We start from the raw sequence: 11,387 nt of genomic DNA on the forward strand, positions 1-11,387 counted from the left end.
GTGTCCCGCCGGATCCGGGTCTCACTGCGGCCCATGGTCACGGTGGGCGTGCGACCGGTCACTGAATTGCGTGATTCCGACTGCCGGCCGGCCCTGGCGCGTAATCCCGACTGGAGTCGAAGCCGGATTCGGGCCACACTCCGTAAGGTGATCGCGAAGGAGCCCGAGGCCTCGGCCCATCCGTCGGCCCCGGCCCGGCAGGGGCACGAAGTGCGGGCAGGCGGCGGCTGCTTCCAGGAGGGCGACCTCGCCCTGATCGATGCGTTGCAGCTGCGGCCCCGTGCCGCATGGGCCACGATCGGAGCGGCGCTCGGGATCAGCGGTTCGGCCGCGGCCCGCCAGTGGGAACGGCTGACGACGGCCGGGCTGGCGTGGCTGACCGCCTATCCGGTGTTCGGCGTCACGACGGTCGGACTCGTCGAGGTCGACTGTCGGCCGGGCGACACCGTCGAGACGGCGCGGCGGCTGGCCGAACTCGGCTGGGTGCTCAGCGTCGACCACGTGACGGGCAGTTGCGACCTGATCCTCACCGTCAGCGCCCTGGACCTGGCCACTCTCGCGGACGTGACCACACACGACATCGGCGCGCTGCCGGGAGTGACCGGTGCCCGGCTGCGGCTGGCCACCCGGGAGGGCCGCGAGTGGCAGGTGGGGAGCCTGGAACCACGGCAAAGAGCCTCGCTCGACGTCACCGCCGGCAATGGCCGTGCCACCGAGGCCGACCCGTGCGAGGCCGACATCCCGCTGCTGGCCGTGCTCAGCACGGACGGCCGCGCCTCCTACGCGAGTATGGCGAGCTCGCTCGGCGTCCCGGAACACACCGTGCGCCGACGCGTCCATCAGCTCGTCGACGCCGGCGTCCTGGTGTTCCGGTGCGACTTCGCGCACGAGCTGGCAGGCTGGCCGGTCACCATGATATTCCGTGCCCAGGTGCCGGCCGCACAGCTGGATCGGGTGGGCCACGAACTGAACAGAATGCCCGAGGTACGCCTGTGCGTCGCCGTGACCGGCGAGGCCAACCTGCTCGTGCAGGCCTGGCTCCGCTCGGTCGCGGACGGCCGGGCTCTCGAGACCACGCTGGAGAACCGTTTCCCGGACCTGCGGGTGATCGACCGGGCGGTGACGCTTCGCGCGGTCAAGCGCATGGGCCGACTGCTGGGCGAACACAGTCGCGCCACCGGCTTCGTCCCCCTTGCCACCCGAATGACGTGATCAAGGGTAGCGAGTCGGTGGCGGCGCAGCCGGAGCACCGCGTGGTGGACCAGGATCTCCTGTACGCCAACAACTCCCACCCGGAGATCAGTGGGAAGGCCCGGGCCAGACGGCCGAGGCGTCGTCGCGGTCGGGGTCGGGCAGGCGGACGGGGCGGACGGGGACGGTGTGGGTACGGCCCTTTGCCGTGAACGTCCACGGAGCGGCGTGGCCCGAGTAGCACAGGGTGGTCAGGGCGAAGACGCCGTCGGCGTAGACCTCGACGTATTCGCCGATGGTGAGGATGCGCAGACTCTCGGCCGGCTCGGTCAGCACCGTCTCGCCCAGCCGGTCCCCGTCCGGGCCTGTGATCCAGAGGTTCTTGCCGTCGCATCCGACGAGCAGCGCCGGACGGCCGCCGTCGGGAGTGTCGGTGCGCAGGGTGATCTCGACGCGGCCGGTGAGGGTGAGGTCACCGACCGCGTGCAGTGCGGCCTGTTCGGTCTCCTCCCCGAGAAAGGTGTTCAGGCCGGGCCACCATTCCAGACGGGGTGCCTCGTCCGGGGCGGTGACCAGGAGTTTGGGCTGGGCGAGCATGCCGCGGCAGCGTTCACCGGAGTCGGTGAGGTTCACGCGTCGGGGGGTGGTGTGCAGCACGACGCGGGAGCCGTCGGGGGCGTGGACGACGCGGGGGGCGTAGGAGCCGGTCGGGCCGAGCGCGCCGTGGCGGGTCCACGGGCCCCGCAGTCGTGGCGAGGTCCACGCCTCGAAGCCGCGAGTGGCGCCGATGGCGCCCAGCAGAAGCCAGCTGCCGTCGTCAAGACGCTCCAGGACGGGGCACTCCAACTCGTCGACGTCACCGGGGGATATGAGCGGCGGCTGGACGGTCCAGTGCTCCAGGTCGTCCGAGGTGGCCCAGGCGACACACCCGCCGACCTCGACGGGCAGTGAGGCGTCGGCGGCGCAGACCACCATGACCCAGCCCTCGGACTCGTCGTCGCGTACGACGAACGGGTCGCGCCAGCCCATGCGTTCACCGGTGCGGTACCAGCGCGCGTCCGCCTCGACGACCGGCCCGGTGCCGTGCCGACGCCAGCCGGTGCCGTCGGTGCGGTCGGAGTACGCGAGACCGACCGACTGCAACGGCCAGCCGCCCGGGGTGAGGCCGAGGACGCCGGTGTAGAACATGGCCATTCCGTGGCCGTGCCGCACGGGGTGCATGGTCCACACGGCCTGCTGGTCGAAGCGGCCGGGCAGGCCGTTGCCGAACGCGGTGCCGCGGGGCTGCCAGGAGACCAGGTCGGTGGAGGTGGCCCGGCCGTAGGAGGTCTCCATCCGCAAGTGGTCGAACTCGGCGGTCCAGGGGCCCTGCAGGTGCAGTACGGCATAGGTGCCGTCGTCGTCGCGCAGCAGGGCGAAGTCGTTCACGCAGAGGCCGGGCGGGGCGTATCGCATGCACAGTTCCTGTCGGCTCGCAGCGCCCAAACGCATGCGCTGAGCATTGACCTCGAAGGTCTCACTTGAGAATCGGCCCCAGTAAAACCGAACGCAAACGCTTGCGCAACAACGAGGGCGGGTTTACGGTCTCGTCACCCACAGATCACATCGGTGTGAAACCGACGGGAGGAAGAAGCCGTGACGGTCAGCATTACCGACGTCGCCCGCGTCGCCGGGGTCTCCACATCCACCGTGTCCCGCGCGCTGCGCGGCCGGCCAGGAGTCTCCGACGAGGTGCGGGCGCAGATCGCGGCCGTCGCCGCCCAACTCGGCTACACCGCCTCGCGGTCGGCTTCCAGCCTCGCCAGCGGGCGCACGTTCACCATCGGGGTCGTCGCCCCGTACATCGGCCGCTGGTTCTTCGGCACCGTGCTCGACGCGGCCGAGACGGTGTTCAGCGCGGCCGGTTACGACGTGCTGCTGTACAACCTGGGTTCGCCGGAGGCACGCAAACGCTTCTTCACCAGGCTGCCGGTGCGCAAGCGGGTGGACGCCGTCCTCTCGCTGCTCATCCCGGACCTGGAGGAGGAAGAGGCGCTGCGCTCCCTCGGAGTGCCGCTGGCCACCACCGTCGGCGGCGCCCGGGACGGCTTCACCGTGGTGGGCATCGACGACCACGCCGGTGCCACCAGCGCCGTACGACACCTGGTCAACCTCGGCCACCGCCGCATCGGCATGATCTCCGGGGAGAGTGAGCCGCTGCACTGGACCACTCCGATCGCCCGCCGTCAGGGATACCTGGACGTGCTCGCCGAGGCGGGTATCGCCCACGACCCGGCGTTGGAGGCCGACGGTGGCTACACCGTCGAGGGCGGCGAGCGGGCGATGACCGAGTTGCTCGCCGTCTCCCGCCCGCCGACAGCGGTGTTCGCCCAGTCCGACGAGATGGCGATGGGTGCGCTGCGTGCCCTGCGCCGCCATCGGCTGAGGGCGCCCGACGACGTGTCGGTGATCGGCTTCGACGACCACGAACTCGCCGAGGTCATCGGTCTGACCACCATCGCCCAGCCGGTACCGGCGCAGGGCGCGGAGGCCGCCCGGCTGCTGCTGCGACAGCTCGACGAACCGGATGCCGAACCGGCACCGACAGGCCAGGTGCGGATGCCCATCCGCCTGGTGCTGCGGGAGACCACCGCTCCACCGAGTCCTCGCACGCTCCTGTGACCCCGGCCGGCCACCAGGCACCCCCACCGGCCCCCTCGAACCCCATTCCCCACACCCGCGCGACTCGAAGTGCCGAGTACCCGAACCCTCACCCAGCACGGAGGCACCGTCCATGAACGCCGGAAGCAGAAGGTTCCGCCGCACGGTCTGTACGAGCCTGACCCTCGCCCTGTCTTTGGCCGCACTGGCCGCCTGCGGTGGAGGCGGCGGCGCGACCTCCGCCGAGGAGGGCAGCGGCAAGGGGACGATCAGCGTCTGGGCCCACCAGGGTCAGGCGAGCGAGGCCGCCGCGTTGCAGAACGCGGTGAAGTCCTTCAACTCCTCTCAGAGCGACATCAAGGCCGAGCTGAAACTGATCCCCGAGAACGACTACACCAAGACCATGACCGCCACCAGCGCCTCCGAGCTGCCGGACGTGATGGAGTTCGACGGCCCGACGATGGCCAGCTTCGTCTACAACAGCAAGCTCGCCCCGCTCGACGACCACGTCTCCGCCAAGACCCTCGACAACGCCACCGACGCCGTCAAGGCGCAGGGTGAGATCGACGGCAAGCACTACGGCCTGGGCATGTTCGACTCCGGACTCGGCGTGTGGGGCAACAAGAAGCTGCTGGACGCGGCCGGCGTGAAGTACCCGACGGGCGTGTCCGACGCCTGGACCGCCGCCGAGTTCACAGCCGCGCTCAAGGCGCTCAAGGCCAAGGACGCCGACGGCAAGGTTCTCGACATCTCCGAGCAGTACGGTCTGGCCTCCGAGTGGGGCACCTACGGCTTCTCCCCGATCGTCTGGTCGGCCGGCGGTGCCCTGCTGAAGGACGGCAAGGCCGAGGGCGCCCTCGACAGCCCGGCGGTGGTCTCGGCGATGAAGACCTTCCAGTCCTGGAAGACGTACGTCGACGCCAACACCGACGGCAACGCCTTCGCCAAGGGCAGGGTGGCGCTGAGCTGGGTCGGCAACTGGACGTACCCCGCCTACAGCGAGGCCCTCGGCGACGACCTCGTCGTCCTGCCGCTGCCCGACTTCGGCAACGGCCCCAAGACCGGCCAGGGCTCCTGGGCCTGGGGCATCGGCGCCGGCACCAAGAACGCCAAGGCCGCGGGCGCCTTCATGGACTACCTCCTGGGCGACACCAGCGTCGGTGCCATGACGAAGGCCAACGGCTCGGTCCCCGGCACCAAGACCACGCTCGCCAAGAGTGAGCTGTACAAGCAGGGCGGTCCGCTCCAGCTCTTCGCCGACCAGCTCGCCAAGCCGTGCGGCGACACCGACATCAGCAAGTCCTGTGTCGCCGTCACCCGTCCGGTGACCGCCGGATATCCCACGGTCACCGCGAAGTTCTACCAGGCCCTGAACTCGATCTACAGCGGTACGGACCCGAAGTCGGCCCTGGAGAAGGCCGCCCGCGCCATCGACCAGGACTACTCCGACAACGCCGGCTACAAGATCCCGTAGGAACCGACGCCCGGGGCGGGCACGCGACACGCCGTGCCCGCCCCGTCAGGAAAAGGACCCACACCCGTGAAAACCGTGGAACCCGCGCACACCGCGGCACCGGGCGCGGAGCAGGCCTCCTCCGGGCCGTCCGTGAAGCTCCCGAGGGCGGGGCGCAAGAACCGGGACTGGCTGCACGGACTGCTCATGGCCGCCCCGGCCGTCGGCGGGCTGATCGCGTTCGTCGGCATCCCCTTCGGCTACGCCGTCGTGCTCTCCTTCTACAACGTGCGACTCGGCTCCCCGCTGGAGCCGTCGTTCTTCGGCGTGGAGCACTACCGGCGCCTGTTCACCGATCCCGACCAGTCAGGCCCGTTCCTGCGGGCGCTGCTGAACAACCTGACCTTCGCCGTGGTGGTCGTACCGCTGCAGACCGGTCTCGCCCTCGGCCTCGCGATCCTCCTCAACCGCAAGCTCAAGGCCATCGGTCTGTTCCGGTCCCTGTTCTTCATGCCGGTCGTCTTCCCGATGGCGCTGGTCGCCGTGATCTGGCGGCTGATCCTCGCCCGCAGCGAGCAGGGCATGCTCAACTCCCTGCTGGACACAGTGAGTTTCGGCAACTGGGGTGCCTTCGACTGGCTCGGCGACAGTGCCACCGCGATGGCCTCGATCATCGTGCTGTCGGTGTGGCAGGGCGTCGGCTTCCAGATGGTCATCCTGCTGGCCGGCCTTCAGCAGATCCCGGGTGAGCTGTACGAGGCCGCCGAACTGGACCGGGCGAGTCGCCTGCAGCAGTTCCGGCATGTCACCCTGCCCGGGATCCGCGGCACGCTCGTCTTCGTCGCGCTGCTGACCTCGGTGATGTCCTTCCGGGTCTTCGACCAGGTGTACATCCTCATCCGCGGCGGCGGTCTGGCCGAGGACGCCGCCCGTACGGTCATGTACCAGGCCGTGACCACCGCCTTCGACCAGAACAACGTCGGCCAGGCGTCCGCGATCACCGTTGTGTTCTTCCTGATCGTCCTCGTCCTGACGATCGTCCAGCGCCGCCTCGTGCGGTCCGACAACGAGGACTGACAGCCATGGCCATGACCCGCCCTCCCGTCCGCCTGGTCCTCGACTACACCGTCCTCAGCGTCCTGGCGTTCGTCTTCGCACTGCCCGCCCTCTACCTGTTCCTGGGCAGCCTCAAGCCGTCCGACGAGGTCCTGAACGGGCTGTCCGGCTTCCTGCCCACCCACTTGTCCTTCGACAACTACTCCGCCGTCCTCGACAGCCTCAACTCGGACAGCACCGGCTACTTCTGGCAGTTCATGGGCATCTCGGTGCTGCTGGCCTTCGTGGTGGTGACGGGCGGGCTGTTCGTCAACTCAATGGCGGCGTACGGCCTTTCCCTGCTGAAGGGACGCGGACGGCGGGCCCTCTTCACCCTCGTCCTGCTGTTGATGCTGGTCCCGTTCGAGTCGGTGGCCGTGCCGCTCTTCTACATGTTCAACGGCCAGCGCAACACGACCTACATCCAGGCGCTGCCGTTCATCGCCAACGCCTTCTCCGTCTACCAGTTCCACACGTTCTTCCGGCAGATCCCGCCGAGCATCGAGGAGGCCGCCAAGCTGGATGGCGCAGGCCCCTGGCGCACCTTCTTCGCGATCATCGTCCCGATGTCGAAGCCCGCGTTCGCCTCGGTCGCGATCCTCACCTTCCTCATCCAGTGGGGCTCCTTCCTGTGGCCGGTCCTGATGGTCTCCGATCCCTCGGTACGCCCGCTCCCCCTGGAGATCAGCGTCTTCCAGGGCCAACAGCCCCCGGACTGGGGCCAGATCCTCGCCTTCGGCGTCCTGCTCGTCCTGCCCGTACTGGTGGTCTTCGTCTTCTTCCAGCGCTGGTTCGTCCAAGGTGTGGCCAGCTCCGCGGTCAAGGGCTGAGAGAGCGTCGCCGTCTTCCGCCCCCTCGCCGAGCGACGCGGACGGGTGCGCGTACGGGTACGGGTAACAGGCGGCCCCGCTCCGCTGCGCCCGAGACGGCGAACCGGGGGAGGGATCGGCCCCCTCTCCATCAGGGCGATCCATCCCCCGGTCGTCCCCGTCAGGCGTAGGGGTCGAACGTGATGTCGCTCGGCTTGGCCTTGTTGAGGTGGTCGGCGAACTTGGAGTCCTGCAGGGGGAAGTTCGCGTCGCCCCAGTCGGAGGCGTTCAGCGTGTCGCGCAGGTTCGACGCCAGGTTGTCCCAGGTGAGCAGGTTCTCCTGGTGCCAGGCACCGGTGTCGTTCTCCGGTGTCTCGCCCCACTTGGCGAAGCGGAAGGCGTGGGTGCTCACGCCGTCCTTGTGGTAGACCGCCTCGACGCGCTGGCCGCTCATCGGGACGTCGGCGATCGGGTGAGTACTGAACCCGCCGTGGGCGGAGGCCGACAGGTAGGACGGTGTGTCCGCGCCCTGCTGGACCCAGACGACCATGCACTCCCAGTCGTGCCGGTGCCCGATCCCCGGCGAGGCCTCGTCCTTCTCGAAGTAGCTGGCGTAGACGATCCCGCACCAGCCGTTGTTGCACTTGGCCCGCGAATAGGTGTTGGCCAGGCCGAGGTGACCGTCGCGGCACTGGCCGGTGATCGGGCCGGTCGGCTTGAGGCCGCCGTTGAGGTTGCCGTTCGCGTCGATGGCGGCGGCCGGGTAGCAGCTGTCCGTGTCGTAGTCGTACACGGGCTCGAAGTACTTCTGGAAGGTGGTCGCGTTCTCGGGGAGGTTCTGCAGGACGCCCGCGGAAGCGGTGAAGGGCAGGGCAACGGTCAGGACGACAGCGCTACCGGCGACGGCGGCGGCTCTGGCGAGACGGAAATTCCGTCCGCTGCTGACGGCTCGGGGCAAGGGGTGCTCCAGTCTTCGATCCGTTCATCCCGGACATGACATCCGGGTCGGGATGGAGACTGACAGGCGGAGCGATCACTGGAAGGGCTTTCTGCCAAACTCACAGCGGCTCTTGACCCAACTCATGGGCACGGGCGCCGGCGCGGCGCCCCGGCCGGACAGGGATGTCCGGCCCGAGCCCTGGTGATGACGGCCTGCGGGTTCCCGCTGCCCCGGCCGCTCTTGGGACGGTGCCGATCGGTGCCGATCGGTGCCGGGTTCTCGGGGAGTTGCCAGTTGCCGCCACGGTCCTCCTTCGAAAGGTGCGCGGCGAGGTCGGCAGCGTCCTGGAAGCGCGGGCGGACACCGGTACCGGCAACACCACGGAGCTACCGGCCGGCTGGCCACCGATCGATCACGACTCGGCGTCCGAGGCAGGCCTGACGCTCATTCTGGACGGCTTGATGCAGCCGGCCCAGGGCGGCGACGGCGGTCGGTTCCGCGCAGGCCGTGCGTGCGGCGGCGTGCCCGTGCAGCCGGGTGACGCAGATCAAGGTCGGCAGGGTGGGAAGAACGAGCAGGAGCTGCATGCGTTCGATGCCGGGGTTGAATCCCCCCAGGCTCAGCGCGAGTCGGGTGGCCGACAGATTCATTTCAGCCAGGCTGAGGGAGAAAGCCATGCCGTGTCCGAGCCCGAATAATCCGCCAACGGCTGCCTCACGTCCCGGAAAGAGGGGACGAATGGCGTGTGCGTCGCCGACGAGGATACGGAGATCCATGAACACCTCGACCGGCTGGGCCGGAATATCGAAATGCCCGAAATCGCTCAGAGCGAGTGCCATGGAATGCCCGACGGTGAATACGAGGGTGGTCCGGGATATGCGGCCCAGCGTGGTCCGGACGTCAGTCAGCCCGCCCCGGCGTTTTTCGACAGCACGTAATGGTGTCGAAATCAGAAGGATGTGCAGGAACAGCAGGTGGTCCGTGCATTCGAGGATATGGGTCGCACCGGGTCGGAACACGGCGTGAATGCCGCTCCAGGTGCTGCCGACCGCCAGGTCGACGGGCAGGGGCTCGACCGTCGTGGTTCGGGTGTCGATGCGAATGACGCCGACCTGGACGACTGCGTCGCAGTCGAGAACGAATCGCCGTGGGACCCCGCCGGCACGCGGTGTGGGGATGGCGTGGCCGACCAGTTCACGGTAGCGACCGGTGGACGTCCGTGCCGTCCGGCCAGGGCGACGTCACCGAAAGCCACGGCCCGGGCTTCACCCTCGACGGCGGTGGGCCGCAGTTGGGCCGCCAGGCAGGTGTGCATCGCGGCGGCCCGCTCGGGCAGCTGGCAGGAGAACCGAGTTGGGCAGGAGATGCGCAACGGCAGGCGGCGCTGCCAGAAGCAGCGCCGCCATGACCGCCACCGCCGTCCCGACCGTCACGCGCAAGGCTGATGACAGCGAGATCGGCAGGCGGTTCATCAGAACGTGAACTCTCCACCGTAGTCGGTGTTGTGGTCCCGGAAGATGGTGTGGTAGTGAATCTGGTTCTGGTAGACCAGACCGTTCTGGCAGACGAACTCGATCCAGACGCCCGGTCCGTCGATGCGGACGTAGTCGCTCGTGGCGTCCAGATCGGTGCCGCCGGAGTACGAGATGTAGGTCTCGTCGAGCTCCGACTCGTAGGTGCTCAGGACGGAAGCGGCGGTCGTGTCGTCCGCCACCTCGACCCACGGTGCGATGGCGTTGAGCACCAGTTCCTGCTGATCGTCCGTGAGCTCGCTGACCGCGAGGCCCTCCTTGGTCTCCGGGAAGTCGCCGTCCTCACCCGGACCGACCAGCACGTCGCTGTACGTCGCGGAGAGCTTCGCCTCCGCGAGCTCTGTCGTGCTCAGGCCCCCGAGCATGTCCAGCAGTCCGTCGCGCATCCCGGACAGGGGTGCGTATGTGGTGCCGTCGTCGTCGGTCCAGCTGGTCGGCTCCACCCCGATGAAGAACGGGCTGATGCCCTCCGCCTCCCCGTCCTTGTAGGTGAGGTTCACCGCGAGGTGGTGGCCGCCGAAGTGCACCTGCCAGGTGCCGTCCGTGCTCGGGGTGCCCAGGAACGCCAGGAAGTAGATACCGCTGCCGTACCCGCTGGCGGTCTCACCGAGAACGTCGTCCGCGGCCAGGATCTGCGAGATCTGGTCGTATCCGGTACCTGTGCCGGTGCCTGTCGCCGCCTTCAGTACCGCCTTGGCGGCGGTCAGTTGTTCGTCGCTGAGCGAGCCCAGCTGGATGCCGGGCCGACAGGTCGATCCGCACGGGAGGTTCGACCAGGCGGTGGCGTTCGCCTCCGTGAAGTCGAGGAGCACCTCGGCCTGCTGGTCCTCGTCCAGAGTGGCCAGGAAGGCGTTGGCGGCGGTCACCACGTCCGAGACCGCCGTGGCCGACGTGGTCGAGGTCGACGACTCGGTGGACGAGGTGCTGCTGTCGACGTTCGTGGCGTTCGCCGTCGCGGCGTACGCCGCACCGACGAAAAGGGCCGCCGCTGCGGAAACGGCCATGCCCGCACGCTTCCAGCCTCGAACCGACCTGCGGTGCGCGTTATTGTTCGGCAATTTACTGCTCCTTTTGAGACAAGGCTCGGAAGGCAATCCAAAACTCTGCCGAACGGTACGAACGACTGCGAGTTCGGAGAGGCCTTCTGCCGTTGTTGGGGCGAGATAAATTCCACCGCGCCGCACTATGATTTACACCCGGGGAGGCTTTGATTTACCCGTGCATTACACGGGCGACCGGGCCGAGGTGGTTCACCGTCAATTTTGTTCGACGGCGGACAGGCGAGCCGTGCGACCCGTTTGTGCCGGCCGCGGTGCTCGGGACGAAGACATCGACCCAGTTCAGCTCGCTGCCGAGCGGGTCCTGATGATGCCGTCGAAGTCGGGCGGGGACGCCGGGCGTCTGTGAGGACTTCATGGCTGCCCTGCGAGCAGCAGTCGTCGTACGACTGTGTCGCTCAGCGGGCCGCGGCCTGTGGCGGCCGGCGCGCTGCCCGAGCCGACCATGCCGAAGTTGCCGCCGCCGACCTGGAGGTGGGCGGCCTGCCAGGTCGTCGTCGGCAGACGCGGGTCGAACGAGATCTGCGGAGCGATGAGGCCCTTCCCCACGCACGCGGTCCGGTCGCCCGGGGTGCCCGGCGCCAGAACGGCTACGAGGGTCGTGGCGAGGCGCCGGACGCGCGGGCGTGGGGTTGGTGAACTCACAGCAGGTCTCCTGAGGGGCCGCGA

10 protein-coding genes are annotated in these 11,387 nt (G+C 68.7%); 5 read left to right on the forward strand and 5 right to left on the reverse strand.

Translation table 11 applies throughout. From position 1 onward, the window contains the following. Positions 1–147: 147 nt before the first annotated feature. Positions 148–1,212 carry an Lrp/AsnC family transcriptional regulator gene (locus G3I71_RS22390; protein ID WP_343243036.1) on the forward strand — a complete coding sequence of 355 codons (1,065 nt, stop codon included), beginning with the start codon at positions 148–150 and terminating at the stop codon, positions 1,210–1,212. Positions 1,213–1,299: 87 nt separating this feature from the next. On the opposite strand, the gene G3I71_RS22395 is transcribed toward G3I71_RS22390, so the two are convergent. Continuing rightward, positions 1,300–2,646 (reverse strand): mucin-1, encoded by a 1,347-nt coding sequence (locus tag G3I71_RS22395; protein WP_164316618.1) that lies wholly within the window; start codon positions 2,644–2,646, stop codon positions 1,300–1,302. Between the two features lie 180 nt (positions 2,647–2,826). Here G3I71_RS22395 and G3I71_RS22400 point away from each other — a divergent pair, with 180 nt between their 5' ends. The 4 genes from G3I71_RS22400 (at position 2,827) to G3I71_RS22415 (ending at position 7,209) form a co-directional block, all read left to right on the forward strand. Next, positions 2,827–3,852, forward strand: a complete 1,026-nt coding sequence (locus G3I71_RS22400; RefSeq protein ID WP_164316619.1) for a LacI family DNA-binding transcriptional regulator — start codon at positions 2,827–2,829, stop codon at positions 3,850–3,852. A gap of 112 nt (positions 3,853–3,964) precedes the next feature. Next, positions 3,965–5,305, forward strand: coding sequence for a sugar ABC transporter substrate-binding protein (locus G3I71_RS22405; RefSeq protein ID WP_164316620.1), 1,341 nt, complete (start codon positions 3,965–3,967; stop codon positions 5,303–5,305). Positions 5,306–5,371: 66 nt separating this feature from the next. Next, positions 5,372–6,361 carry a carbohydrate ABC transporter permease gene (locus tag G3I71_RS22410; protein WP_164316621.1) on the forward strand — a complete coding sequence of 330 codons (990 nt, stop codon included), beginning with the start codon at positions 5,372–5,374 and terminating at the stop codon, positions 6,359–6,361. A gap of 5 nt (positions 6,362–6,366) precedes the next feature. Further along, positions 6,367–7,209, forward strand: coding sequence for a carbohydrate ABC transporter permease (locus tag G3I71_RS22415; protein WP_203731037.1), 843 nt, complete (start codon positions 6,367–6,369; stop codon positions 7,207–7,209). Between the two features lie 160 nt (positions 7,210–7,369). On the opposite strand, the gene G3I71_RS22420 is transcribed toward G3I71_RS22415, so the two are convergent. The 4 genes from G3I71_RS22420 to G3I71_RS22435 form a co-directional block, all read right to left on the reverse strand. Next, complete coding sequence (locus G3I71_RS22420; protein ID WP_164316622.1) at positions 7,370–8,146, reverse strand: NPP1 family protein; 777 nt, start codon at positions 8,144–8,146, stop codon at positions 7,370–7,372. A gap of 368 nt (positions 8,147–8,514) precedes the next feature. Then, positions 8,515–9,147, reverse strand: coding sequence for a HupE/UreJ family protein (locus tag G3I71_RS22425; RefSeq protein WP_164316623.1), 633 nt, complete (start codon positions 9,145–9,147; stop codon positions 8,515–8,517). A 452-nt stretch (positions 9,148–9,599) separates the two neighbouring features. Then, positions 9,600–10,664 carry a DUF3500 domain-containing protein gene (locus tag G3I71_RS22430; protein ID WP_203731039.1) on the reverse strand — a complete coding sequence of 355 codons (1,065 nt, stop codon included), beginning with the start codon at positions 10,662–10,664 and terminating at the stop codon, positions 9,600–9,602. Positions 10,665–11,072: 408 nt separating this feature from the next. Further along, entirely contained in the window at positions 11,073–11,363 is a 291-nt protein-coding gene (locus G3I71_RS22435; protein ID WP_164316624.1) for a hypothetical protein, read from the reverse strand. Between the last annotated feature and the right edge of the window lie 24 nt (positions 11,364–11,387).

The organism is Streptomyces sp. SID12501, assembly GCF_010550245.1.
Taxonomy (GTDB): domain Bacteria; phylum Actinomycetota; class Actinomycetes; order Streptomycetales; family Streptomycetaceae; genus Streptomyces.